We start from the raw sequence: 26,522 nt of genomic DNA on the forward strand, positions 1-26,522 counted from the left end.
TGGATGCACTGAAAGCGATTATTGACGTGGAAAACTTTCTTTATGCGGCGAGCCAGCTGGCCCAGACGACCTTAAGGAGCGTCCTCGGTCAGGCAGAGCTTGATGATCTCCTCTCCAAGCGGGAGAAGATCAACGAGAGGCTTCAGGAGATACTCGACACCCACACCGAACCATGGGGGATAAAGGTCTCGAATGTGGAGGTGAAGAATGTGGACCTTCCCCAGGAGATGCAGCGGGCCATCTCGCGACAGGCCGAGGCCGAGCGGGAGAGGAGGGCGAAGGTTATCGGCGCCGAGGGCGAATATCAGGCGTCTACAAAGCTCTCCGAGGCCTCGGATATACTCTCCAAGAACCCCATGGCGCTCCAGCTTCGCTATCTTCAGACATTGATTGAAATATCAACGGAGAAGAACTCCACCATTGTGTTCCCTCTTCCCATCGACCTCATAAGCTTTTTTCTGGATAAGGTGAAAAAATGAACGTGAGCATCAGCGGTGTGAATGCAGTACCTCGAGAAAGATCGGGAAAGGAGGTTATATGCCGACATGCATAAAATGCGGTTCTCCCGCCGCCTACTGGACGATTATAAATAAAGAAAACGACTTGAGCGAGTATTGCGACACGTGCTTTAAAAAGGACGACCTGGCGAAGTACAAAAAGGAAATGGATGAATTCCAGAGGAGAAGACAAGAGGATAAGACAAGAGGATAAGACACGGAGTTGAGGAGAAAAGAAATAATCCGGTACGACGGCACACCAAGAGACTGATATGCAGGCTCCGGGAAAACCCGGGCATTCTAAAAAGTGTAATGAAAAACACAACTTTATAAGGAGAATTATGAAAAGAATTGCCAATCGGTTCACCTATCCTACTGTACTCGCTGTTGCGACGGTGCTTCTCGCCATTCTGGTCCTCGCGGGCACCAGCCCAACGCGTGCTGCTTCGCCCGTGCAGGAGGGCACGGCGAAAACCGGCGGCGCAACCTCAAAGACAGACCGCGTAGAGGCACGGATCAAAGATCTCCATACCAAGCTCAGGATTACCCCTGAGCAGGAAGTGCTATGGAATAACGTCGCCCAGGCGATGAGGGACAACGCGAAGACGATGGAGGCGCTCATCAGGGCGAGGTCCGACAAAGCAGGCACCATGAACGCGGTCGAGGATCTCAAATCCTACGGCGAAATCACCCAGGGACATGCGGACACGGTCAAGACATTTATCCCGATTTTCGAGCCCCTCTACGCAGGCATGTCGGAGGCTCAGAAGAAGGATGCCGACGTATTATTCCACCCCCAGAGCCATCACGCAAAAGCAAAGGCCAAGGGCAGATCAAAATGACGGCGATCGTCTCCACATCAGGACCGCACACCACAATCACCAACAGGGAATCACTCGAAGAGTGGAAGGCAACTATGAAAACCTCGCAGTTGGAAGGGAAAAAGCTTAAGTCGACAGTCGCCAAAGTCGTGATGGCGGTTATCTTCGCTGCAATGATAGGCGGCGCAATCACGGTCCCGGCATTCGGCGACAACAGGCACAATGGGTACTATGGGCACAGCTACGGACGTGAGCGGCATGGGCGTCAGTATTACCGCCACTACCCGGCGACCGTCTATGCGCCTCCACCGGTTATCTATGGCCCGGCCCCGTATCAATCTCCGGGCATCAGCCTCGTCTTCCCGATCGTGATTCGCTAGGGAATTCTTAAGCACCGATTGATCAGGGCTTCGGTGGACCCTTTCCATGGCCGAAGCCCGGAGATTAGTGCAAGTGGTCATGCAATTCGCGTGCAAGGCTACGCACGCAAGAAGAGGAGAAAAATGAAAAGAATCGTTATGTTCATGATGGTAGCGGTGCTGATGCTGGTTTCGCTTGGCGGGTGTTTCTGGGGATATGAGGGGCACGGCGGCGGAGGACATGGAGGCGGAGGACACGACAGGGACGGCGGACATGGAGGCGGGGGCGGAGGCCGCAACGGCGGGGGCGGAAACCATTGAGGACGCATAGGCCAGCGCCAAGACCGCCCGGTCTACCCTGGTTGTCATCTCGTTTACATGAAAGTGAGGACCGGCTGTTCTTGACGGAGGAGGTTATGTATTTTAAACTGTAATATGCTATCCTATCAGGCCCAGAATCTGAATTGGAGGAACCATGCCTAGAGACGCCTCTCGTTCAGCGGACGACCGGGGGCTTCGGCAGAAGGCAGAGCAATGTCTCTCCGGGAAACAGTCAAACGAACGGTCCGGTGACCCTGCCGCGCTTATCCATGAGCTCGAGGTGCACGAAATCGAGCTCGAGATGCAGAACGACGAGCTTCAAAAATCCCACCTTGAGGTCGAGGCATCAAGGGAGAAATACTTCGAACTTTACGACCTTGCCCCGGTTGGTTATCTTTCCCTGGATGAAGAAGGCTTGATACTGGAGTTGAATCTCACGGCGGCAGGGCTTCTCGGGATCGAAAGAGGATATCTCGTCAATGAACCCTTTTCCAGGTTCATCCGGCCGGAGTTCCAGGACCCCTTCTATCTTCACAGACGAAAAGTACTCGAATCTTCCGCGAGGCAAACCTGCGAGCTGGCGCTCGAGAAACATGACGGCACCGTGTTCTATGCGCAACTGGACAGTATAAGGGTGGAGGCCGACGGACTGGGGATAATGCGTACTGCCCTCACCGACATCACTGAACGGACGCGAATGGAGCAGGCGCTGCAGAAGGCTCACGACGAACTGGAGACCCGAGTGTTGCAACGAACCGCCGATCTGAAGGATGCGCTGGACCGGCTCAAATCAGAAGCGGCCAGGCGGGAGCGCATGGAGGAGAGAATTCGTCAGTCGGAGAAGATGGAGGCCATCGGTACCCTCGCAGGGGGAATCGCGCACGATTTCAACAACATGCTCGCCGCAGTCCTCGGCTTTGCCGAGTTGGCGATCGACGACAACATACCTCGCAACTCAAACGTGGACCGCGACCTCAAGCACATCCTCAAAGCCGGCTTCAGAGGGAAAGACCTTGTGAAACAGATCCTCGCCTTCAGCCGGAAGACCCATCACGAAGTCATCCCCCTGCAATTAACCCCTCTCATCAAGGAGACTTTGAAGCTGCTGAGGTCGACACTCCCTTCCAATGTGAAGATTGCTTTAAAGATAAAGAGTGGTTCGGATACCGTGCGTGCCGACCCTTCCCAGGTGCAGCAGGTGGTAATGAATTTATGCACCAATGCCGGTTTCTCAATGCGCGATAAACAAGGGGGGAAGCTCACCATAAGTCTGAGTGACGCAGGCGAGTCTTATTCCACGCTTCCGGCCGGGTTAGAGCCCGGGCGTTATTTGTGCCTTACCGTAAAAGATACGGGCACAGGCATAGAGCCCCAGGTAATAAAAAGGATCTTCGAGCCTTTCTTCACCACAAAGGAGCGTGGACAAGGCACGGGCTTGGGCCTTGCAGTCACCTACGGCATCGTGAAGAGCCTCAACGGCGGCATCACGGTCGAGAGTACGCCGGGGAAAGGAACCACGTTTAAAGTCTTCCTCCCCCACGCGGAACCCTCCGTGCGGGAGGAAGAAGTTGCCGCGGACGACATCCCGCGCGGGACCGAGGTGATCCTCTTCGTGGATGACGAGAATTCTCTCGTGGAGTGGGGCCGGGAGACCCTCAGGGGCCTTGGGTACAGAGTTGTCGGAACGACGGACAGCCGCGATGCGCTCGCCTTATTCCACGTTAATCCCGCCGGCTTCGATATGGTGATTACCGATTACACCATGCCGGCGATGACGGGATTCGCCCTGGCAGAGGAGCTTCTGAAGGTGAGGCCTGATATCCCGATTATCCTTTTTACGGGGTACAACGAAAACGCGTCTCCGGAGAAAGCAAAGGAAAGGGGGATTAAAGAGTTCGTGATGAAACCGCTCGGCAAACGCGATCTCGCAGAGGCAATCCGGCGGGTCCTGGACGGGACGAAAGGGGAAAAAGAATAGAGGAAAGACATGAAAACCTCACTCTGTAGTGATTCACTTTTTAGCACCTGACCAGGGAGAGTTTGTGTCTGGCAGAAAGACTATTCTCCTCGTTGAGGATGAAGCACTGATCCGGCTCAGTCAAGGCATGAAGCTCGAACAGGAAGGTTATTAGTGTGGGCAGCGGCGAAAAGGCCATCGAGGCAGTAGAAAGCGGCCGTCCCATCGATCTTATTCTCATGGACATCAATCTTTGGAAGAGGCATGGACGCCACCGAAGCGGCGGTGTCGCTTTCCATAAAAGGCAGCCAAGGAAGGACAAGGGATTACAGGCGACCGGGAAACGAAAAGGAAACGGTGGGTCCTGGACATCACATGCCTATTTCCGATTTCGGACTAATTCCTGCAATGCAGAAGCCGGGGAGAAAAGGGTCACGTGGATCGGTTGCCCCGCAACTTCCCATTCGTTACTTTAGAGGCCAAGCGGCGCGTCCGGGTGTTTCGCCACAGAGCGCGGCCTTTCACAAAAAGCGACCTTTTCGTCCTCGGCAAACTCAGGTGTAACTTCACGCTTTCCCCGGAGCTCAGGGACTGTCGGATTGGCCGACATCAAGCCATTCGGCCAGCATCGCGGCATGTTCCGCCTCCAGGTGGGACGTGGAATAAAGATAGATCGCCGATGTCGAAGTTGAGGTTGCTGCAATATCATCATAACCCCCGGCTTTTGCCATCGCCTCCAGACAATCGAGAACCTGCTGATAGGGGAGGTCGAAGGGCGGGTCCGAAAAAATAGAAAGTGGTACGGGCCGCTGGTATTCACGGGCACTTTGACGGACGGTCCCGGCAATGAGCGGCAAGGGGCCCTCCAGCTTATGAAGGAGAATTGTGGCGTAGGCCCCGGTCATGGAGTGAGCGGAGTAATAATAGTGAGAACCTGCCCCGGTGAGTTTACGGAGATCGTCATTTTTGCGAACCAATTGGGCGAGAATGCCCGGTTCGCTGTCACTTGTCCTGTCCGCGCCGGGGGGTATGAAATGATGAGCTTTCACCAACCCCAGGATGTCCTGCTCAGAAATAAGCTGCGAGGCCGCGCTCCAATTCCTGATCGCCTCCGCCATTATTTCGACCGCTCTATCAGCGGATTCCGTTCTGATGCTCACGGAGGGACCGTCTATGGCTGCGGGCTCTTTCATGACGGTGTCAGGTTTCTTTTTGCCAGAAAATCGGCGACGCCCCGGAGACCCGATCTTTGGTATGCCTCGTCTGTAGGTGCTCCTGTTGCCTTGTCCCATCCCATCTCTTCATAAAACATATCCAGGGCAACCTGCACGTCATGTCTCTCCATATGGGTGGCGCCTTTTGTGAAGGCTGGCGTGCCTTTCTTGCCCGTAAAGACCCATTCGGGGATCTTGTCGTGATGGGTGCGCATCTGCTTTGTCCCCATGCCGCGGATCGTGAGCGCTCTATGGAGGAGGAAGATACGCTCGGCTACCATGTCCAGCTCCTCCCGGCTCTTCCTGTCCCCTGTTGCGAGACTGTAGAGCATTGACTCTATGGAGTCATCGCCCCTGTAGCCTCGTTCCCTTATTGGAGACGCTACCCAGGGCCCCATCCAGTTGCACAGGGAGAGCGAGTCGTGCAGCTCCTTACGAAGGAGCGCCCATTTTGCCATCCGCGCCTTTGACCGGTGCATGGGCTTGAAGTCACCAATGCCGTCGATGGCCTCCGGGGCGCCCCAGATCTCGGCTGCCAGTTTCTTCTGCACCGGGAGGGGCAATCCGTTCCGGGTGAAATTGCTGTGAGAATGGCACATGCAGTCACGGTTGTACATCAGGTTGACGAGCACACCGCATTGCCCCGTCTCTTCCGAGGAATGGTGCTTGGGGTGGCCCATCTTCCAGTAGGCGAGGTCCTTGTCTTTGCCCCACTGCTCTTCGGAGAGCGACCATCGTTCCAGCATGTAACCTGTGCCGAGACCCAGCGCCGTGCCAAGCTCACCCTCTCTTTTTGCGATCCGCGGTAAGAGTTCAAAGAGGAATGCGGGGTCTCCCTTCTCATACTTTTGCCAGGAATAACTCCGGAATTCCCGGGAGCCCAGCTTTTTTTCTATTGTACCGTCATAGTAAAGCTTGACGAAGTCCCGCTGCAATTGACCGTAGTTGCACCACACGCCGAGGTCATCGGCCAGATGCATTCCGACCATGGTATGCTCCAGGCTGGTCGCTCCGTGCGGACCTCCGGGCACCTCCTTGAAGAACGTGCGACCCCACTTTACGCTTATACACGTATTCTGCCCCACGGCGGGTATGCCGTATTTCGCTTCTACGGCGGGGACCTTGAGCATCGTGTGGCAGCGGATGGGGCACGCGGTGCAGCCGTTCCCCCTGACTGTGTGCTTCCAGGCGATATCGCCAAGCCAGTTCACGGCGAGGTTCGAGCGATAGGCAATCCGGTTCAGGTCACGGGGATTGCAGGTCCCTGTTTCCACCGGATGGGCCGCGGCTCCCCAGCGGCGCCCCCTGGACGCATTCCAACGCGACGCCGGGTCAAAGAACTCCGCCCAGGGCTGGGGTGAGTTGGGCACCACGTGCTGGTTGTTCCCGCCCAGGAGGGAGAGGTGATATTTGATCAATTTTTCCCAGTCCTCTTTCCTGCCTGCGATTCTGATGCTGCCCGTACCCCGGACACCGACGGCCTTGAGGTTCTTGGACCCCATAACCGATCCGATGCCGCCGGCGGAATGGGAGAGGCCGCTAATCAAAACGGACATGGGGACCAGGTTCTCACCTGCCTGCCCGATTGAGGCTATGGTCGCGTCAGAACCCATGATCTCGGAGATGGCGTAGGCGGTCCTGCGGGTACCCTGGCCCCATAATCTGCGGGCATCGTGAATCTCGACTTTTTCATCGGCAATCATGAGCCATACGGGATGATCGGCCCTTCCATGGACGATGATTGCGTCATAGCCCGCATATTTCAGTTCTGCGGCAAATTGTCCGCCCATATGTCCCGACGCAACCAGGGGTATGGGCCAACAGGTAGGCCAGAGGGTCGTGACGGCTGTCCGGCCGTTGCAGGGAGCACTCGTTCCCGCGAGCGGCCCTACGGCAAAAATGATCCTGTTTTCGGGATCGTATGGTGTGGTCCCCGCCGGAACTTCGTCCCACATAACCTTATAGCCGATCCCCGTGCCTCCCAGGTAGTCTTTATAGCAGTCGATTGTGCTCTCGGTCCGGATTCTTCCTGTCGACAAATCGACGCGCAGGACCTTGCCTGCCCACCCTCCATATCCGCTCATTCTGTTGTCCTTTCCAGGGAAGCCGCGACAGGACCCGATGGGCCCTCGTGGTGAGTCCTGTTGTCCTCGTCCTCATATCCGGTTATCATCGCCTTCGTATGGGATAGAAATGTAGCGCCCAGGGTCGCCATATAGAGGTGAACTATGACGTACAGGATCAGTAGATAAGTAAGGGTCACATGAATCGCGTCAAGGGGCCTGATGAGGCCTTCCGACAGGAGATAAGGCCGCACGACCGGGATGTCCATGAAGAGGAGACCTGTCAATGCCTGGGCGGGAAGAAAGAAGAACATGAGGGCGCCGTAGGCCATCTTCTGAAGGGGGTTGTACTTGTGGTCAGGGTCGGCCTTGAACGGATTTTCAGCTCCGGCGAAGATAGAAAAGAGATAGAATCGTATTTGGGGAAAGACGTTCGGAAAATCTTTCTTCCTGATTCCGTATTGGCTTCTCGTGTCTTTACTCGCCAAGGTATAGATAAGCCAGAAAGCTATTGCCCCAATCATGGCGTAGCCCGCGTACCTGTGCCATGAGAGGACCGGATCGTGTGGTTTGAGGGCCGCGATCCCTTGTAGCCTGAGATAGAGTCCTGTGACGATCAACGCGATCATGATGAATGCGTTAGTCCAGTGCCATACCCGAAGGGGGAGCGGGTGAAGACAGGGAGGTTTCATCGCCTGGTGACCTTTCGCACAATAGCATGGACCAGTACGGCGCCGATCGTCAGAGGGACAAGAAGCGTACCGGCCATGTCGACCCACTTGAAGCCGATCCCGTCTGAAGCATCCAACCGCCATCTTCCCAGCGCTCGCCTGAGCATTGTGCTTACCTGCCGGACATTCTCCCCTTGGCCGGGCAAGTGACATTCCCGGCACCCGTTGGCCCGTTGCGGCGAAAGCGTGGCGGTGTCCAAATTGCGGGGAGGGATTTTCCCGGTCAGGTCTCGCCAGGATACATAGCTCAGGGACCCTGCTGGACACGCCTCCACGCATTTCGGTTTTCCCTCACAAAGGTGACACTTGGTCGCCTTTCGGCTATCCGGATCATATGAGATCATCTCCCAGGGACATGCCCTGAGACATATCTTACAGCCGGTGCACTTTTCCGGATCGATCACGCGCGCATTGGTGAGGGGCGAGAGAATTATGGCATTTTCCGGGCATATGTTGGCGCAGGGCACAGGGTGGGGGCATTGTTTGCAAAGGTCCTGTATGATGAGTCCGTCTCCGAAGTTGCCATGACCTTCGCGCCACGCCTTGTGGCTCAGGGGGCCGAAATTGATATTCCGGTCGACCCTGATGCGGGACAAGGCCGGCGCTGCTCTGCCGTCGTTGAATTCCGTGCATGCCAGCTCACAGCGGCCGCACCCGACGCACAAGACGGGATCGGAGATGACCATGCCCTGGGCCTTCTCCATGATAATAAGAGGTCTGCCGGTATCCAGGGCAAATGCCGGCGACAGGGCGGACAACCCGATGACCGAGACTCCGCCCCAAATCAAGACTTGTCTCCGGGTACACAATCGATCCAGGCCGGATTCTCCGAATTCCAGGGTTGTGACCTCTTTCGTGACAGGGTTTGATTTCATGGTGTTTTGACCACCATGCTTATGTATATGCGGTTAGCATAACTTGGTTTCACACCGGCAATGGTGATGGGCAAAAGAAGATATGGTGAATAACGGGCGAGCCTTGTCTGCATTGATATTTTAAATAGTACAAAGAAGGGCATGCTGTCAAACAATTAGAGGGGCTTCAACAAAACTCCGCCAGATTCCTTCAGTTGGTCTATATCAAAATCAGAGGATAATAGGTTGATTATTCGGCTTCCGGACCGAACAATCCTGACAGTCCTTGAAAAGTGCGTGCCCACGACGGCGAAGGAAAATAAGACTTGTAATCCGTTGACAATAAATACAAAATGGCGGAAGTGCATGGGAATCGAACCCATACAGTGATGCAGAAGTAGCCGTTATTACAGTATTAAAATAGCTTACCGAATATTTCTGCACGTTTCTGCACGAATACTGGGTTCAAATCCCTGTCTCTCCGCCATTCATTGTAAATAATTTCAATAACTTTCCAAAAATTAAAAGCTCAAGAAAGAGCCAGTAAACCGCCAGTAACTCTGCAAACACTTCCGTGGATTTGAATGTTTTCGGAGTTTGCAAGCGCTTGCAATCCCTCATCGAAAGGGGGATTCGAACCCCTTGGTAATTAGCACTGACGGGGTTTTGTAAGGTCCTATGGAAGCCGGTATCATACTAAATCTATCTTAGCTCAATGGGATCGGTATATTGATGGAAAGGGTTAAGGTCTCACGGTAAGGCCTGTCGGGACTGCCGGGGGTGTGGAACCGCCGCCACCGCCTGCAGGTCCTATGTACCCCGTGTTGCTGATCGCGAGGTCATCATAATCTACAGCCTTGCAGGTACTGCTGGGTGTGGCAGAGTTTGATCCGAATAGCACGAGTCCCCAGTTATAGGGAAATGTCGTACCCGTATTCGCATTAATGATCTGGCGTTCGTCGATCCACATCTGAATCAGGCCCGCCTTGGTAACATGCAGCTCGTAAAGGTGCCAGTTGCCGTCTCCTATATAACTCCACCCTGAATGGGCAGGGTCGCTCGACAACACGGCATTCGTTGTCGATCCTGAAGCATAGAAGACCCTGTAAGTATCGTAATAGGGCTCAGGAATAATACCCTGGTTTGTCTTTCCGTTCGTATAGTCGACCAGATATAGGTCCTTATGATGATCCAGCGTAGACCAGGTGAAGCCGGTCTGATATCTCTGATACCATCTGATCCATACTGATGGCTCGCTCCCGAAATTAATGTCAAAACCGGTTGTGCCTACGTTGTCTCCGGGCCCGACCAGCTGTCGAATGCCGTTTCCCGCGCTGCCGGACCGGTTTGCCGCCGCCACTATCTGCGAATACGTCCCGCACGCACTGCCTGACGACTCAAGCTGAAATTCCGAACAGCCCGCAGGCGGTGTCACGTTGTAAGACCCGTCATAGGTCCAGGGAGCACAGTCGAGACTGGACGACCAGGGGAGGCTCACGACCCCAGCAAAGCTATGGGCGACTATAGCCACACCGATAAAGACACCCCACACTAAAGCTGTAAGTATCCTCATCTCTTCCTCCCGTTGCGCGACACGGCGAATAACGCAACAAAAATAAGTTTTTGCATTCCTGTCTTACCTCCAATTCTGATATTTGCTTTTTGCCCGGGATTCATACTGTATTCATTTTACGGTGAGTGAAAATGCCTGGCTTTCAGGCACATGGGCCATTAATTTCCGGAGTCGGCGGCTGATTTGTCAGAATAAGGAAGCAAGTGCCATGCCATCATGCACGAGGTTCTGAATATGGACTGCCGCCCTATATGTTAGTTCTCGTATTTTATGGGTTTATTGTTGATAATGTTATGAATCTCCTCACTTTTGAATCCATGCAGCCATACCATGAGGTGTATGGTTTTTACTTACACTTTCAGATTTCGAATGACTGATTTTCTCCCACACTCGCCACAAAGTGTAGATTCTCAAATACATTTGACCCTAATTTGCCAGATGAAGTGACCCCTACAGCCTCAGGAAGTCTTTCGCATAATCCGAAATGACAAGGGCCACGGCACTCAAGGAAATCAGGAAAAGGACAGACACTCGATATCCATCTGCAAAAAGGGGGTCAGAAGTATTTGACAATCTACAAACAATCAAAGTCTCCTTGCAGAAGTGCCGAGCGAACTATTGAATTATTGTTGCCAAATGTTTTCTAGAAGGTCGTGTTTCCATGAGAACCGATTAGTTTCTCTCCGATATGACGATGTTCTTTACTTGCTCGATTTGCTTCTTAAGCTTAGCGTAGTATTTTTCTCTGTAATTGGATAAGTGGTACATCCTATAGATAATCTGCTGACGACCTTTATTCTCCCTCAAAACCTCTAAATCCCCTGCAATTCTCTTTCCTTGATGGCGAAGCCAACTGAACTCTTCCCTTGCCTTCATCAGTCTGACGGCTGTAGGTGGAATGAAGATAAATTTAGACCCGCCATTGTCGAAGACATCTTGCAGCCAAATCATATGCTCTGGCGATAAGTCCTCCCCTATGAGATTGCTCGTTCCCGTTGTTGGTTTTTCGAAGAGTTCGATGAATTAAACCTGATCCGCCTCTGCGCTTTTAAATCCGATGAGATTGAAATTTTCGTGATAAGAGCGACCGTTGCCCTTGTATTTGTCCAACATAAATGGATGGTGAACTCCCGTGGATTTCCAGAATTTGGGACCATCCTCTAGATAAGTCGTTGTGTCTGGAATCTGCGTTTCCACATCCGTTGCAAAATTAGCGTCAAGTCCCACGAATATGTATTTTGCTGTCTTTGGGTCAGCGCCTTGCCACGGTTTTTCTTTGAATAACTGTTTTAAAAGTTCGGATGGATGTAACAGGTCCTTATCCATCGTCTAGTTACCTCCGGTATTTACATATTTTTAGTCACCGAGCATATTATAGCTAGAAAAGCGCGTTCATGAAAGAAAACCCAAGCACGATCTCCTACGGAAGTGCCGATGCGACTCGAGGTATCTGCAAGTAAAATTTGAAAACGTTTGATATTGGCAAAACCTGCTATCGGCAGAAATAGTCTTTGTGTGGATAACTACAAGCAGGCAACTTGTTCAACCTTCTTAACTGCATATTTAGGTCAAAACTGCCGAATACTAGAGACGACAGTACAAGCACCACGGTTACGTACCAATCTTGTGTTTTTTGCTCAACCCATGGCAGATAAACGGAAAATGTCGTTAATAGTGAAACTAACGCCAATACGTGCACATGTTTGAAACATCTTTTCTCATACAAAAGGAGTTCATCATAGAAACCTGATCCAAAATATTCGTCCGCAAAATGCTTTGCCAGGAGTATCCTTGTTTCTTTTTCAACGCTCTTGACTTTAGAGAGGGCGCGCCAATAGGCTATAGTACCCATAATAGTCAAAACGGTGAAAGCCTGTGAAAAATAGCGAGGGTGACTATTTTTCATCATTGTCCAGATAACGAAAAGTTGTGTCACAGCAAACCCCATCGGGATTAGTGTATCGATCAAATTCAGTCTCCAAGCGACCCACTGAGTATGCGTTACGTATCTGTGCCACATAAGACAGGTTGTTAGAAACACCAAAAACGCCTTTAAATAGAATAATGGTGGTATATTCCCTTCTTGTTCGGTAAAGGCGAAAAATAACGCTCCTAGTACTACGCCCTGAACGACGCTGTTCAGCGTGTTGTAAGTATCGGCAAAATAAGGGGCGAGAGGTGTGTGGAAGGCTTCAGTTGTAACATCGAGGTCATTATTTCTGCGATTCATGATCCATCTCCTGTTGATAAGCGTGGCAATCGACTCCCCAATTCTTAAACAATGTCCACGTTTGGTATAGACGGTTACGAATGCTGTTATAGTTATGATTTATTTAAACGAATGTCAATAGAACTTTGATAGCTCCGATGAAAGCCATTGCGACCTCTGTGTTTTCACTCTCTCATAGTAAAACTCTATGACAAGAAGAAAACGTCGATCTCAGATGAATAATATAGAATTGGAATAAACTTCTTGTCGTTCTCAGATGACTGATCAGACGAGCATCAAGAAGTCCTTGACAAAGAATCCAAGCACAATCCAAGCACAATCTCTTACGGAAGCGCCGAGGCGCCTGGTGGGCCTCCTGGTCTTCAACATCTGTTGTTGGTTATAAACCGTTGGTATTATTAAATGGCGGAAGTGCTTTTGCCCCTCTCGGCAACTATCCTCGTCTCATTATGCTCTAACTGTTCAACTGGATATTCTCTCTTTGAATTTCCGTTAAGCCAAGACTACTCAGCACATGCTCAATTATGAAACCTTTCAATTCTTCTCCTGTATTTAGGCCTGGTCTCAAGCTTACTGCTCTCAGAATGCTTTCGACAGTTGGGACATCTTTGGCTTTTTTCCTTATGCTTGTATCGTCATTCCGAGCAAGGACTTGTATTATCATTTCTCGAATCGGTTTACATGCAGCTAATTGGTCCATATAACTGAGCATAACTGGAAATACCTCCTGCAAAAAAGATCCTCATGATTGTGAACCTTGTCTCAATGAGCGGATTATTACTATCGACTGCTTCCGGTCTTTTCACCTAATAAATATTGTAAGATACGTATATGGTCTGCACTCGTTGGCCAGCAATCGTAATATGTAATTTGTTTCAGCCGCATTATACATCTAAATGTCGTAGCCGACAACATAAAGATGTCCCATGAAATAGGATCTCTTGAACCAAGCACAAAATAAGCACAATTTGCCATTCTTAAGTGATACTGACGAAATACATTTAAATGCTATGATTTGTAACCTATTGATATTATTATGGCGGAAGTGCATGGGAATCGAACCCACCTACCAGCTCGTCACCGGTACACTGGTTTTGAAGAGCAAGACAGGGGGAAAAGGCGTTGTCCGCCATCCCCCTGTCATTATTACCAAACCTTTAATAATTAGTGGTTTACGCGATATCCTTGTGTCGGTAGGAGTCGGTACGAGTCGGATATTTTCCGAACTTCACGGGCACAAAATAGGCACAATCCAGAAATGCACTGTAGAGAGCGTATCCGCTGAATAGAAGAGATCACTGTTGCTTCCACCAGAAGATGGACCCAACGAGCAGCCTTCGCTCGCGTGTAAAGATCTAGATTTTTATAGGGAAAGCGAGCAACCCATTTGACTCTTAATCATCCTTTCAAATCATTCTATCTATCTGATAAAGGTGCGACTGATCTCTCGTTAAATTTCGGGCGGAACAAATCGATTATTTGAGTCGGATAGCTCGCTCGGGCCCGTTGCGTCTCCACCCTCCGCTCCCGGCAGAGGAAGAGCCGAGCTTCACCGGCACGACCCAAGAGCAATCCCTCGTCTCGCGCTTCGCACCCTGAGCCAAAAACACAGAACCGCGCAGCCCACAAAAACCGCTATTGCCAAGGCTCCCGCCCAAATTTCCATTATCTGTCTCCTATCTTCATAGATACCTCAATGCCTCACAGAGGGCAACACAAAAAACACACTATCCATCATAAGGCCAGAATTCACGTGCATGAGATTTCCGCCCGGCTAATCCCTTCCTCCCCATCGGAAAAAGGCGCCAACCCTTCCGCATCACCATGCCAGAGGAAACCGGAAGGGCTAGGATACATATTCGCCGGCGTACCCCTGTCAGAAACCACGGCCATTCCTATCTGCCCCTTGCCAGCCACCGCCAAGGGATTTGATGAGAGAGACCACCGCCACCAGTTGCTGACCCCGAAGGCGCGTCGCGGACCGCTCGATCCCGAGCCAGGTGTTCTCGGCCGTTGCCACGTCGAGATACGTGACGAGGCCTGCATCGTAGCGGTTGTTCGCAATTTCCAGTTGCCTGCGACCGGACTTCGACGCTGCTGCCAGCTTGTCGTACTGGGCAGCCAGCAGATGCTCGGCAGCGAGGTTGTTTTCTACGTCCGCAAAAGCGGCAAGCACGGTCTGACGATAGCGGGCGACGGTTTCTTCGTAGGCAGCCTTCGCCTGATTGAGTCCGGCCAGGAGCTGGCCCCCTTGGAACAGGGGGAGCGTCACGGATGGCCCAATCGACCAGAACAGGCTGGAGCCATAAAACAGGTTACTCATGTTTCTATTTGCGTTCAGATCTCCCGTTTGGTATCCGCCTGATGCGCCGAGCTTGATAGTGGGGAAAAATGCTGCCTTGGCAACGCCGATATTGGCGTTCGCTGCGGCCACGCGGCGCTCCGCGGCGGCTACATCGGGCCTGCGCTCAAGCAGCTCCGACGGCACATCGGGCGGAATAACGAAGGGATTAAGGTCGAGAGGGCGCTCCGCCACACGGAAAAGTGATGCGTTCTTCCCGATGAGCACGGCCAAGGCATGTTCGAATTTTGCCCGCTGTATGGCGTTATCGGGCAACAGGGCTTCCGTGTTCTGAAGTACGGTCTCCGACTGTGCCACATCGAGGTCCGAAATCATGCCGCCCGCCCTTCGGCTGCGGACCAGCTCCAGCGATTTGCGAAAGACCCTGATGCTCGAAAGGAGGAGGGCCTTGTCCGAATCCAGGGCGCGGATCGCGAAATAGTCGGCAGCCACTTCCGCCTGCATGGCAAGTCTCACCGACTCGACGTCGTCCGCCCCGGCCTGCATTTGAGCGGTTGTGGATTCGATAGTGCGCCTCACCCGTCCCCAGAGATCGAGCTCATAGCTCAGGTCAAAGGGCAGCGTGAATGTATCGTAGGTCTGACCCGGTCTGCCTCCGACGGGCCTGTTTTCCGAGTCGCGCTGCTCGACCGGCAAGAAGGAGGCAGAGAGACGGGGGAAAAGACCGGAGCTCGCCACATCGACCACGGCACGGGCCTGATTGAAACGGGCATAGGCCGCCTTCAGGTCCTGATTGGCGTCAGCGGCCTCGGCTTCAAGCCGGTTCAGCTCCGGGTCGCCGAAGATTTCCCACCAGTTGCCCCTGGGCAGGTGCGCCTGGGGGACCGCGACCTTCCACTCGTCGGAGATCCCCGTGTACGCGGGAGGGACAGTTGTCGATTCCGGACGTATGTAATCCGGACCGACCGCGCAGCTGCTGAGCGCCACTGCGACGACCACCATTATCAACCCCGGAAATGCAGCCATCGCGCGGCCTGTCGCCCTGGGATAGACGAAACGTCGTATTGTCTTCATCGGACCTTCTCCTTGTTCCCGGCCTGGACAACCGACACTGCCGCACCGGCCGCAAGGGAATCCGAGGGGTTGACGATGACCCTGTCCTTTGGGCTCACGCCTGCCAGTATTTCAATGATTTGCCCGAAATCGCGCCCGAGCTTCACTGCGCGCAGCTCGACTTTGCCGTCAGGCTGCACGACACCCACCCGCGGCCCCTCAGGGCGAAAAAGGACCGTATTCGACGGGAGCGTAATGGCGGCTTCCATTTTCGCCTCCGTGAACCGCACCTGGGCATAGCCGCCCGCTATGATCTCGCCCTTCGGATTATCCAGTTCAAGCTCCACAAGGAGCGTCCTGGAGTCGGAGGACATGACGCCCGCGGTGCGGATCACCTTGGGCTTGAACGTGCGCCCGGGGAGCTCTGAAACAGTCATCTCCGCGGTCTGGCCCGGCCTGATTCCCCGGGCCATCGCCTGGGGGACCTGAACGAATACGCGAACCTTCCCCGTCTGGGCGAGGTGGAAGAGCTCCTTCCCGGACCCCGCGACGATGAGATCACCCGTATCGATGTTGCGAACCGTGACGGCGCCCGCAAATGGCGCGGTTATCCGGGTAAAGGACTGCAGCTTCTCGAGACGCCTGACCTCGGCGCGGGCAAACTCCGCGCTGGCTGTCTTGAGCTTGAAATCGGCCTGTTTTTCGGCGTTTTCCTGTTCGCTGACACTCGCGGTCTTCAATAGACCCGCCCATCGCTCCGAGGTAACCTTCGAAAGCCCGAGGGCTGCCTCAGCCTGATCGAACTGGGCCCGGGCGCGGGCGAGCTCCTGGTTGAGCTCCGGCGCGTCGATCTCGGCCAGAAGCTGTCCTGCCTTGACCTGGCTTCCGATGTCGACCAGCCGCTGTTTGAGATACCCGTTGGTACGGGCGTAAATCGGTGCTTCGACCAACGCTTTCACCTCGGCAGGCAGGGCCAGGTCGGATGTGGATTGGCCCGGTTTGGGTGAAACCACGGCAACGGTGGGAACGGAAAGAGCCTTCGTCTCGGCTCGCAGCTCGGCGCGCTGGTGAAGCCGCGGTATGAGACCGACCGCGACGCCGATGATCACCAACACCGCTATCATCGCCACGGCGCCCCGGAACCTGCCCGGCGAGCGGCTGGGCGGGGTCGCTGTGGTGGTCGGGTTAAATTGTTCTGCGGATCTGTCTTTTTCGGAACTCATGGCAGCACCTCATTAGTTTTGGTTTCAATGGAACCAGCCCCCTTGGCTTGCAGAGCTTGCGGGCTCTTCCGGTGCAGCAGACTGAAGACGACGGGTACGAAAAAGATCGTTGCAACGGTGGCGAGCACCAGGCCTCCGATTACCGCCCGGCCGAGAGGAGCGTTCTGCTCGCCGCCCTCACCGAGTGCGAGCGCCATGGGGAACATCCCGATGACCATGGCTAATGCCGTCATAAGCACAGGCCGCAGCCGGCCGATACCGGCTTCCCAGGCCGAAGTCAGGGCGTCAGCGCCCTCTTTGAGGTGGGTTCGCGCGAAACTCACTACAAGAACGGAGTTCGCCGTCGCCACCCCGAGGCTCATAATCGCGCCCATCAGGGCGGGAACGCTGAGCGTGGTAAATGTGAGATAGAGCCCCCACACCACCCCCGCCAGAGCGCCGGGAAGGGCAGTGATGATGATAAAGGGGTCGAGCCAGCTTTGAAAGAAGACGACCAGCAGAAGGTATATAAACGCCACGGCCAGTACGAGCCCTATGGCCAGCCCGGTAAAGCTGGTGTTCATCGTATCCGCCTGTCCGCGCAGCATGATAAAACTGCCCTTCGGCAATTGCTTTCTTGCCGCCTCGACTATCGGTTTAATGTCTCGCAGCACTCCTCCCAGGTCCCGGCCGCTTACGCCGCCGAAGACGTCGATTACGGGCATCACGTTGTAATGGGAAAAGACGGGTGATGCGGCTATCCGGTCAACGGTAGCGACGTTCGCGAGAATTTGCGGTACGCTTTTATCCGGCTGACCGGCTTTCACCGGTATCGAGTTGAGCGCGGCCAGAGAGTCCATGGGGTGCTCGGGCACCCGGACGCTCACCGGGTACTGAATGCCGTTTTTCGCATTGAGCCAGAAGGTGGGCTGTGTCTGACTGCTGCCGCTTAAGCTCAAGAGCACCGAGGTGGCCACATCGCGCTCGGTAAGGCCGATTTGGGATGCCTTGGTCCTATCGACGGCAAAGCGGAACTCGGGCTGATCGGCGGTTTGCTGTACGCGCACGTCCACCGCTCCCGGAATCCGGCGGATCTTTTCAGCAAGGCCTGCCGCGATGGCACGGCTCTTATCGCGGTCCCTGCCGACGATCTGGATATCGAAGGGTGCAGGCAGACCGAAGTTGATCGTCTGGTTCACGATGTCGGCGGGCAGAAAATAGAAGATGGCTCCGGGAAAGCCTCGGTTGAAGCGAGTGCGCAAGCGTCTTATGTAGCCTTCGGTCGGACGGTGGCCATGGTTCAGGGAGACGAGGATGTCGGCGTCGCGAGCTCCCGTGAGGCCATTATCGATGTAAACGAGCGGGAGGCCCCCCGAGGGCATGCCGATATTGTCGAGGATGCCTGAAAGCTCACCGGCCGGCACCTCTTCCCGGATCACTGCCTCGACGCGGTCCACAAACCGTACGGTCTCTTCGATGCGCGTCCCTCCGGGCGCGCGCACATGCAGCCGGAACTGGCCCGCGTCGACTGACGGAAAGAAGTCCTGGCCGAGCCCGGGTATAAGAAACAGACTGCCGGCGCAAAACGCGAGGAAGAGGATTGCGAAAACAGTGCGATGCGCCAATACCGCGCCCAGCGTTCGACGGTAGCCTTCCCGGAAACGGGTGAAGCCCCGCTCGAAGCTCCCCTGCAGCTTCACGAAGGGGCGCAGCCAGGGTGTGACAGCGCCCGGCTCGGCCGCATGGCCCCGATATTCAATGTTGCGGTAGAACCACATGACCAGGGTCGGGATGAGTGTTCTCGAAAGCACGTAGCTTGCAAGCATGGCAAATACGACCGCTTCGGCGAGGGGCACGAAGAGATAACGCGACACTCCCGCGAGAAAGAACATGGGCACGAAGACGATGCAGATGCACAGTGTTGAAACCAGCGCCGGCAGGGCTATTTCCTGCGCTCCATCGAGGATCGCCTGCACGTTCGGCTTGCCCCGCGCCATCTGGCGATGGATGTTCTCGATCTCGACCGTGGCGTCGTCCACCAGAATGCCGACTGCCAGGGCAAGCCCTCCTAAGGTCATAAGGTTGATGGTCTCTCCCAGGGCGCTCAAAAGGACGAGAGAGGTAAGCACGGAAAGAGGGATGGAAAGGGCTATAATGAACGTGCTTCGCCATGAGCCTAAGAAAAGCAGGATCATTACCGCGGTGAGCACCGCGGCGATCACGCCCTCTTTGACCACGCCATTTACCGCGGCGCGGACAAAAAGCGATTGGTCGGCGAATTCCTTGGCCTCCAACTCGGGGGGGAGGCCGCTTAAGATTCGCGGCATGGTCTTCTTCACGCTGTCCACGACGGCCAAGGTCGACGCCGCGCCGCTCTTTAAGACGGTAAGAAGCACACCGCGCACGCCGTCCAGGCGTACTACATTCTGCTGAGGTGCATAGCCGTCATGCACCTGCGCCACATCACCGATCCTGATTACCGCTCCGTTCACCGTTTTAACGGGAAGGTCGTTAAGCGCCGCGAGGGCCGCTACATTGCTGTTTATGGAGATGTTGTACTCTGTTACTCCTATTTTCGCAGAGCCGCTGGGAAGGACAAAGTTCTGGGCATTGAAGGCGCTGACCACCTCCTGAGAGGTCACGTTCTTTGCCTGCATCGCCGCCTGATCTATATCTACGGCGACAAGCCTGGCTTTCCCGCCGGCGGGATAGGGCACGGAGGCGCCCCTGATGGATGAAAGGCCGATCTTGACGTAGTTCATCGCCATGTCCTGCAGTTCCTGCTCGGAGAATTTCTTGCTTGCAATACTGTACTGGAGGATTGGTACCGAGGACGCATTGTACCTGATAATGAAGGGCGGGATGATCCCCGGCGGGAGAAATCGCAGAACCGCCTGCCCGCTGGCCGTAATCTGGGCTATCCCGTCCGAGACCGAGCCGCCCGGCTGCAGGAATACCTTGATCACCCCCACCCCGTTGTAGGCGGTCGACTCGATATGCTCGATATCGTTGACCAGGGTGCTTATCATGCGCTCATGGTTGTAAAGGACGCGGTCTTCCATCTCCTTGGCGTTCAGACCATTGTAGGTCCAGACCACGCCGATAACCGGAATGTTGACCTCCGGGAATATGTCCGTCGGCGTGCGAAGCATTACCAACGGCGCCAGTAGTAAAAGCACCAGCGCAGCCACCAGAAAGGTGTAGGGCCTGCGTAAGGCGAGTTTTACAATCCACATGATTCGTTTCCTCCTGAAGGTGTTCTCGGGGGAGGCAAAGAGACCGCCTTCATTTACCCCCTGCCTGCGAAAGAGCCGTTAATGCAAGCCCGGATCTCCGGGTCGCGTCAAAAGCCTGCCACGGGTATTCGCGGCTTAGCAGCGAAGGGGCGGAGTTTCTTGGGGTTGAGCTGCGATGAAGCGGAAAGTATCTATAGTTTCCGCAGAGAGGATAAGCAACTGCTCATGTACCGCAGGTGCGGAAGGGGGGAGGGCCGCCATGTCGGCGTTGTGCGTGGACGTGAGCGAATCGCGAAGGCCCACGCTGAGTTTGACTTTCTGGGAAAAGACACATCCCTTGGAAATATTTTGGGCGCAGTTGAGCGATATCATGGTCGCGACCGCAACGATCAGCGCCCATGCCGCTAATACGGCTATTATTCTATGGCGTTTTCTGCTCATCGATATACCCTTCCATGAATAACTTTCTTCCCCGTTTTACCTTGACCCGTACGCGCCACAGAAGCAACCGGTGAGACCCTCCGCGAATCTTCCGGGGAGAGTCTCACCCTCGCGAGAATTCGCCGCGCTCACCACATCGGACAATTTCGCTCACCATAGCCGCGACCGGCGAACCGCTGACCTCTCCAGCCGGGGCCCCGTCCCGCTGTGCCGGGACCGAAACCAGCCGCAGTAAATCCCTGTTTCTCCGCCGAAGCCTGGATCTTTGCACGAAGATCAATCACTTCTTTCTCGAGTGCGGCAATCCGGTTCTGGTCCGCTTTTTCTTTTCCATACTCGTTTCTCAATTCCAGCCTCTTGACCATCATCTCGTCCCTCAGGGGAAGGGTCTCCTTCTGGAACGTCTGGAACGCGGCTACGTCCACCGGCTTGCCGTTTACGGCTCCGTACCCGTAGCCTCGCCCACCGCCGCAGCCCATGCCCCACTGCGCAAAGGCAGAGGTGTAAAGAAGACCGATTCCCAATACTGCAACCACTGCCACTACCCAACTCTTTTTCATCTCTTTTTCCTCCTTCCGTGGAATTACTTCATATACCCATTATAGGCGGCCAGTATGAAGGAGTCTCGAAGAGATTGTGAAGAATTGTGAAGAGGGCAGGTTCCGCCCAGGCTCGAAGCGGCACCTGCCCCGGCAGCACATTACCTCCGCCACCCTGCCCAGACAGGTACCCCCGCGGCATCCCGGAGCACCAGAATATTCTCACCTTTCTTCACCTCTGCGGCTATTATAGCGGGTTTCCCGTCAAAGGTTATGCGAGAGCCCTTGACTTCGATTGAGTCGCCCTTGACTATTTTCGTATCGAGCCTCCCGATGTACCATTCGGGACCCAGATGGACGGGGATCGTCTCTTTGTCCGTCTTTACCACTATCTCGACCGCCCGGTACATCCCCTTCATGGGGGCGACCTGGTTCACTGATTCCACGGTTCCCGAAATAGTTTCCACCTTCGAAGGGTCGTACATCCTCTGGTAAGGCGTTCCCATACCCCATCCGCCGCTTCCCTGCCATTTCATCCGCCCCTGCGCAAACGAGTCCGTGGCGAGAAAGAGGCTGAATACCGCAATTATTCCCATTACTACCGCTATTTTCTTCATAGCCCCTCCTTTGAGGTCATGCGGGTTGTTTGTTTCTGCTTGTCATTGAGCCTGTCCGGTTACAGTTTTGCTCATCTATTCTTTGAACCGACGTCAGACGTGAGCCTTCATTTTCGTCACCATGGCGTCGTCTATCCTTCTGGCGAGATCTCTTAGATATCTCATCGCCCCATCCCTGTCATTGTCGAGCAAAATCCTTTTCAGTTCGTATATTTCTTCTGTCTTGAATGTCACCACTGCTTTCTCTTTCATACAGTCTCCTGGAGCGTTACCTAAGTTTCCATATCATTGTAACGGCAATCGCGCAAAGGACCTCGCTGGTTATTTTTTTCCGTGTTGCCTTTAAGTTTCCGGTGAAGTCGGAATGGCGCCCCCGACGGAGCGGATTACTGAAAGCAGAAAAGGCCTCCCTCCCACGTTCCCAGGACAGCACGACCGACAGCCCGCGCAGGGACTTGCCCATCAGCTCACTACATGATCGCGTTAAAGAGATATCCCACCGCCATTATAGTCACGGTCATGATACCCACAAAAACCGCCAGGAGCCTCACTTTGAGAACCTTTCGCAAAATGATCATTTCCGGCAGCGACAGGGCGGTGACCGCCATCATAAAGGCGAGCGTGGTGCCGAGGGTCAACCCTTTCTGCATGAGGGCGTACACTATGGGGATCACACCCGCGGCATTTGAATAAAGAGGCACCCCAAGGGCCACGGCGATGGGGACAGCAAAAATATTCCCCTTTCCCGCGTATTTGACGAGAAAGTCCTCGGGCACATAACCGTGAATGAATCCTCCGATGCCGATGGCGATGATCACATAGAACCAGATCTTACCGAGGATCTCCTTCGTATTCGATTTCGCGTAGTCGATCCGGTCCCTGAAGGTTTGCGGTCCCAGCTCCTGGCCCTCGCCCATATGCATCTGATAGACATACTCTTCCACCCATCTCTCGAGTTTCAGCTTTCCTATTATATACCCGCCGAGCATGGCTACACAGAGGCCTGTACCGATATAGAGGGCGGTTACCTTCCACCCGAAGAGCCCCCAGAGCAGGACGATCGCCACCTCATTGACCATAGGCGACGAGATGAGAAACGAAAAAGTGACACCCAGGGGCACGCCCCCTTCCACGAACCCGATGAAAAGGGGCACTGCCGAGCATGAGCAAAAGGGAGTCACCACCCCGAGCAGGGCAGCGAGTATGTTCCCTATGAATTCCCTCTTGTGAGAAAGGATCTTCCTTGTCTTTTCCGGAGGGAAGAAGCTCCTTACCAGGGAGATGGCGAAGATGATAACCATAAGAAGGAGGAAAATCTTGATCGTGTCGTAGATGAAGAATTCCAGGGCGCCGGAAAGATTAGTGTTCGGAGCCATTCTGAAAAGATCGTAGACTACATATTTTGAAAAGCTACTCAGCATTGCGTACCTCCTTTTTCCCGCAACCAGCCGTCAGAACCATGGTCAGACGGTTGTATAGATCAAATAAATTCCGCCAAGAACCACAAAGGCGCCGCACACCCTTTTCACCACGAGAGGCCCTTTCGACTTTTCATTCCAGTTCAGGTATCGTTGGACCAGCTCCGTGAAGGTTCCTGCCAGCACGATAATGGAGCAGTGGCCGACCGCATAAGCCAGAAGGAGAAGAATCCCGTACCATAGCTTCGTGGCGGCGAGCTGGAAGGTGATGGTCAGCATGGGCGCCATGTATGCAAAGGTGCAAGGGCCCAGGGCGACGCCGAAGATGAGCCCGAGAATGAAGGCGGCGAATGTCCCTTTCCGCGTCATCCCGATTCGTCCGGGACCGGACCAGGGCATGGGGATGAGGTCGAAGAGATGGAGGGCAACCAAAAAGAAAACTGCCGCGACAAAGTAGTTTCCGTACCGGCCCACATCACCCATCATGCGCCCCGCCATGGCGGTGATTATGCCGATCGCCGCGATGCTCACCATGAGTCCCGCGGAGAAGAGGAGAGAAATGAAAAAGGCCCTTTTTGTCGCGATACGGCCTTGTTCGTCGATGAACCCCACGACGAGAGGGATGCTCGAAAGGTGGCAGGGGCTTAAGACCATGCTGAGGACGCCCCAGAGGAATGCGCCGGAAAGGGCAAAGGCGGGTGTTCCCTCGACTGCGGAATTGAGCGTGATGAAGAGTTGCTCGATCATGACGTCCGGCCTTTCTCCTGTTTACCCGGCTTCTTCACGTCAAAGCCTTGTTTCCTGAAAGTGTCGAGTATCTGTTCCTTGGAGAAGTATCCCGTATGGCGGTAAAACTCCTTTCCCGATGCATCATAGAATATCTGGGTCGGTATGCCCCGTACGCGGTATTTGTCCGAGGCTTCGGGGTTTTCCCATACGTCTATGAACTCCACCATGAAGATCCCTTCATATTCCTTTTTCAGGTCTTCCAAAATAGGCGCCATCATCTTGCAGGGAATACATTTCTTCGCCCCTACGTCCACCATGAGAGGGATGGCCTTTGCGGGAAGCGGCGTCTTCGCGCCTTTGCTCTGTGCGGCTGCGGGCCATGGCAGACAAATTACCGCGAGTGCAGCCGTCAGCAGCGCAACCCATAGATATGTTCTCTTCACGTTAAATAATGTCATTGTTCCTCCGAGTGAGATATTTTTCGCCAAAGGAGGTTGCTCCTCCGGCCGCTCGTAACTTATGCCCATCTGCTTCTCCATCACCTGTCGGGGTGTTGCAACACCGTGGGGTTGCCCCGGGCATCCTTCGGAGGCATCCTGCAGCTCATGGAACAGGCGCACAGGGTCATGCCGAAGGTGAGAAAAAGCAGAACCACAATGGTCATTTTCAAGGCGATATTCTTGGATAACAATTTCATGGCTTCTTCTTAGCGGCCTGTTTCAGGCCCTCCAGGGCGTTCACGATATCCGTCCCACCGGTATATTTTGCCGCCTTGCCGTCCTGTACCACCACGCAGCTGGGCGTCGATATTATCTTGTCTTCCTTGAGATAACCGTTTATGACGTTGAAGGTCTGTTTTGCGTCGAAGGGAGTGAATTTTATGCCTTTGTTCGTCAGGTATTCTTCCAGTTTCGACTGATCCCCTATATCTTCGCGCGCTGCGTCCATAAGGACGGACCGCGCTTTCAGGGCAAGGTCAAGATCTTTCTTCTCATTCAATATGTAGACAAAATACCGGCCATAGAGGGGAGATGCCTTGTAGAGAGGCGTATCGACAAAGGTGAGGTTGATGATATTCTTCTTCACCAGTTCGGCGATCAACGGTTCTATTTTAGGTTCCGCGCCCCTGCAGGGCGGGCAGAAGTAGTCTGTATAGAGCCTTACCATCACTTTCCCGGACCCGAAGGAAGGGACAAGGGTCTCCGCTGCATATACGGGTGTCGCGGAACCTTTGAAAAAGAAAGAAAAGAGAGCGAGGGCGATCACCCCCGAGAGAAGGGCCGGCTTCAACCGGTCTTTACGGATGTTCAACAAAAACATGACCATGAGCGTTCCTCCGAATGCGAGACAGTAAGGGCAGTACGTGTCATACCACACATGGAATCCCACAAGATATACTTCAACCGCCACCCCCGCCGAAAGGACGAGGATGAGAAGCCTGTCTTTCTTAGTGATGCTCAAAAAGATGATGAAGGCCATATAGGCAATCCCGATGTACTGAAGGCCCATACCGAAGACCTCGCCCTTGAGGTACGAGCACGAACCTCCGCAGATACTGTAGAAGACCTCGATACTCACCGCCAGAAGGGCGAGAATCACATTGATGATGTATCTTTTCCCTATGAGCCACACGAGAACGCTGCTCATCTCCTTTCATCTCCTCCGGCCTTATGGCATCAGATGTTTACTATAATCTGGTCCAGGGCTTTCCCGGTCTCCTCGGTGAGCTTGTCGAAGGCATTCGTCTTCTCGATGCCCAATTCGGTGGCCACAAAGTAGCGCGACGGCGTTATTCCGTGCTTCTCGAACATTTTCTTGCCACAGCCCACCGGGCACCCGTCGATAAGGATGGTCCTGCCCGCCCTGGCGCTCTCCACAAATCCCGACAGGTCTGCGCCCACTCCGGCAAGGCAAAATGCGTTCCCCACGCCCCTCTTGTCCATCTCGATCATTACATTGTTCGCCACCTGGCCCACATTCGAACGGCCGGAGCACGCCAGGATAAGGGTCTTCATGCTCGCGCCGCAGCATGTATCTTTTTCTTCCAACATAGGGCACCTCCCTTATATTCCTCCTCCCGTCAAGGGGAGCGGATTTTCTTCAGCCACCCGTCGGCATAAGGCAATTAGAGGAACTTCTTGATCTCCTCGGGTGACAGAACCTTTCCTACTGTTTTCACCACGCCGTCCACCACGAGACCCGGCGTCATCATAACGCCATAGCCCATGATCTCCTTAATGTCAGTTACCTTCTGAATCTCAACCTCTATCCCGGCCGACTTGGCTGCCTGTTCCGCGTTGGCGGCGAGCTTCACACATTTTGCACACCCTGTTCCCAATATCTGTATCTTCTTCATACCTGCACC

General features: G+C 54.2%; 27 protein-coding genes and 1 tRNA gene. 6 read left to right on the top strand and 22 right to left on the bottom strand.

Annotated elements, in window-relative coordinates; translation table 11 throughout:
* The 6 genes from VGJ94_18325 to VGJ94_18350 all read left to right on the top strand — a co-directional run.
* On the top strand, positions 1–479 hold a 479-nt coding region (locus VGJ94_18325), incomplete at its 5' end, for a slipin family protein (protein ID HEY3278580.1).
* A 58-nt stretch (positions 480–537) separates the two neighbouring features.
* Positions 538–711: a hypothetical protein gene (locus VGJ94_18330; protein ID HEY3278581.1), complete on the top strand. Its 174-nt coding sequence runs from the start codon at positions 538–540 to the stop codon at positions 709–711.
* A gap of 127 nt (positions 712–838) precedes the next feature.
* On the top strand, positions 839–1,339 hold the full coding sequence (locus VGJ94_18335; protein HEY3278582.1) for a Spy/CpxP family protein refolding chaperone: 501 nt from the start codon (positions 839–841) through the stop codon (positions 1,337–1,339).
* Positions 1,336–1,698 (top strand): hypothetical protein, encoded by a 363-nt coding sequence (locus VGJ94_18340; GenBank protein ID HEY3278583.1) that lies wholly within the window; start codon positions 1,336–1,338, stop codon positions 1,696–1,698. The genes VGJ94_18335 and VGJ94_18340 overlap by 4 nt, the downstream gene beginning before the upstream one ends.
* Before the next feature lie 123 nt (positions 1,699–1,821).
* On the top strand, positions 1,822–1,998 hold the full coding sequence (locus tag VGJ94_18345) for a hypothetical protein (protein ID HEY3278584.1): 177 nt from the start codon (positions 1,822–1,824) through the stop codon (positions 1,996–1,998).
* 154 nt (positions 1,999–2,152) lie between these two features.
* Positions 2,153–3,976, top strand: coding sequence for an ATP-binding protein (locus VGJ94_18350; GenBank protein ID HEY3278585.1), 1,824 nt, complete (start codon positions 2,153–2,155; stop codon positions 3,974–3,976).
* A 563-nt stretch (positions 3,977–4,539) separates the two neighbouring features.
* Here VGJ94_18350 and VGJ94_18355 read toward each other — a convergent pair.
* From VGJ94_18355 to VGJ94_18460, 22 genes are all read right to left on the bottom strand, one after another.
* Positions 4,540–5,148 (bottom strand): hypothetical protein, encoded by a 609-nt coding sequence (locus tag VGJ94_18355; GenBank protein HEY3278586.1) that lies wholly within the window; start codon positions 5,146–5,148, stop codon positions 4,540–4,542.
* Entirely contained in the window at positions 5,145–7,253 is a 2,109-nt protein-coding gene (locus VGJ94_18360; protein HEY3278587.1) for an aldehyde ferredoxin oxidoreductase, read from the bottom strand. The genes VGJ94_18355 and VGJ94_18360 overlap by 4 nt, the downstream gene beginning before the upstream one ends.
* Positions 7,250–7,924 carry a cytochrome b/b6 domain-containing protein gene (locus VGJ94_18365; protein HEY3278588.1) on the bottom strand — a complete coding sequence of 225 codons (675 nt, stop codon included), beginning with the start codon at positions 7,922–7,924 and terminating at the stop codon, positions 7,250–7,252. The genes VGJ94_18360 and VGJ94_18365 overlap by 4 nt, the downstream gene beginning before the upstream one ends.
* A complete protein-coding gene (locus VGJ94_18370; protein HEY3278589.1) occupies positions 7,921–8,751 on the bottom strand; it encodes a 4Fe-4S dicluster domain-containing protein in 831 nt (276 codons plus the stop codon). Before VGJ94_18370 ends, VGJ94_18365 begins: the two co-directional genes overlap by 4 nt.
* A gap of 808 nt (positions 8,752–9,559) precedes the next feature.
* On the bottom strand, positions 9,560–10,390 hold the full coding sequence (locus tag VGJ94_18375; protein HEY3278590.1) for a hypothetical protein: 831 nt from the start codon (positions 10,388–10,390) through the stop codon (positions 9,560–9,562).
* Between the two features lie 1,023 nt (positions 10,391–11,413).
* Positions 11,414–11,716, bottom strand: a complete 303-nt coding sequence (locus VGJ94_18380) for a hypothetical protein (GenBank protein ID HEY3278591.1) — start codon at positions 11,714–11,716, stop codon at positions 11,414–11,416.
* 166 nt (positions 11,717–11,882) lie between these two features.
* Positions 11,883–12,620 carry a hypothetical protein gene (locus VGJ94_18385; GenBank protein HEY3278592.1) on the bottom strand — a complete coding sequence of 246 codons (738 nt, stop codon included), beginning with the start codon at positions 12,618–12,620 and terminating at the stop codon, positions 11,883–11,885.
* Between the two features lie 1,037 nt (positions 12,621–13,657).
* A tRNA-OTHER gene (locus tag VGJ94_18390) sits at positions 13,658–13,748 on the bottom strand.
* A gap of 748 nt (positions 13,749–14,496) precedes the next feature.
* On the bottom strand, positions 14,497–15,996 hold the full coding sequence (locus tag VGJ94_18395) for an efflux transporter outer membrane subunit (GenBank protein HEY3278593.1): 1,500 nt from the start codon (positions 15,994–15,996) through the stop codon (positions 14,497–14,499).
* Positions 15,993–17,198 carry an efflux RND transporter periplasmic adaptor subunit gene (locus VGJ94_18400; protein HEY3278594.1) on the bottom strand — a complete coding sequence of 402 codons (1,206 nt, stop codon included), beginning with the start codon at positions 17,196–17,198 and terminating at the stop codon, positions 15,993–15,995. The genes VGJ94_18395 and VGJ94_18400 overlap by 4 nt, the downstream gene beginning before the upstream one ends.
* A complete protein-coding gene (locus VGJ94_18405) occupies positions 17,195–20,413 on the bottom strand; it encodes an efflux RND transporter permease subunit (GenBank protein ID HEY3278595.1) in 3,219 nt (1,072 codons plus the stop codon). The genes VGJ94_18400 and VGJ94_18405 overlap by 4 nt, the downstream gene beginning before the upstream one ends.
* A 135-nt stretch (positions 20,414–20,548) precedes the next feature.
* The gene (locus VGJ94_18410; protein ID HEY3278596.1) at positions 20,549–20,854 is read right to left on the bottom strand and encodes a hypothetical protein; all 306 of its coding nucleotides are present in this window, start codon (positions 20,852–20,854) and stop codon (positions 20,549–20,551) included.
* A 128-nt stretch (positions 20,855–20,982) separates the two neighbouring features.
* The gene (locus VGJ94_18415) at positions 20,983–21,414 is read right to left on the bottom strand and encodes a hypothetical protein (GenBank protein ID HEY3278597.1); all 432 of its coding nucleotides are present in this window, start codon (positions 21,412–21,414) and stop codon (positions 20,983–20,985) included.
* A 140-nt stretch (positions 21,415–21,554) separates the two neighbouring features.
* Complete coding sequence (locus VGJ94_18420) at positions 21,555–22,010, bottom strand: hypothetical protein (GenBank protein ID HEY3278598.1); 456 nt, start codon at positions 22,008–22,010, stop codon at positions 21,555–21,557.
* Positions 22,011–22,103: 93 nt separating this feature from the next.
* Entirely contained in the window at positions 22,104–22,262 is a 159-nt protein-coding gene (locus VGJ94_18425; protein HEY3278599.1) for a hypothetical protein, read from the bottom strand.
* A 218-nt stretch (positions 22,263–22,480) separates the two neighbouring features.
* On the bottom strand, positions 22,481–23,431 hold the full coding sequence (locus tag VGJ94_18430) for a permease (GenBank protein ID HEY3278600.1): 951 nt from the start codon (positions 23,429–23,431) through the stop codon (positions 22,481–22,483).
* A gap of 42 nt (positions 23,432–23,473) precedes the next feature.
* Positions 23,474–24,175, bottom strand: a complete 702-nt coding sequence (locus VGJ94_18435) for a cytochrome c biogenesis protein CcdA (GenBank protein ID HEY3278601.1) — start codon at positions 24,173–24,175, stop codon at positions 23,474–23,476.
* Entirely contained in the window at positions 24,172–24,615 is a 444-nt protein-coding gene (locus VGJ94_18440) for a thioredoxin family protein (protein ID HEY3278602.1), read from the bottom strand. Before VGJ94_18440 ends, VGJ94_18435 begins: the two co-directional genes overlap by 4 nt.
* A gap of 80 nt (positions 24,616–24,695) precedes the next feature.
* The gene (locus VGJ94_18445; protein HEY3278603.1) at positions 24,696–24,854 is read right to left on the bottom strand and encodes a hypothetical protein; all 159 of its coding nucleotides are present in this window, start codon (positions 24,852–24,854) and stop codon (positions 24,696–24,698) included.
* On the bottom strand, positions 24,851–25,804 hold the full coding sequence (locus VGJ94_18450) for a thioredoxin domain-containing protein (protein ID HEY3278604.1): 954 nt from the start codon (positions 25,802–25,804) through the stop codon (positions 24,851–24,853). The genes VGJ94_18445 and VGJ94_18450 overlap by 4 nt, the downstream gene beginning before the upstream one ends.
* A 29-nt stretch (positions 25,805–25,833) precedes the next feature.
* Positions 25,834–26,208 carry a putative zinc-binding protein gene (locus tag VGJ94_18455; protein ID HEY3278605.1) on the bottom strand — a complete coding sequence of 125 codons (375 nt, stop codon included), beginning with the start codon at positions 26,206–26,208 and terminating at the stop codon, positions 25,834–25,836.
* 74 nt (positions 26,209–26,282) lie between these two features.
* Positions 26,283–26,513, bottom strand: coding sequence for a thioredoxin family protein (locus VGJ94_18460; protein HEY3278606.1), 231 nt, complete (start codon positions 26,511–26,513; stop codon positions 26,283–26,285).
* Positions 26,514–26,522: the final 9 nt, after the last annotated feature.

This window comes from Syntrophorhabdaceae bacterium (assembly GCA_036504895.1).
GTDB lineage: Bacteria > Desulfobacterota > Syntrophorhabdia > Syntrophorhabdales > Syntrophorhabdaceae > PNOM01.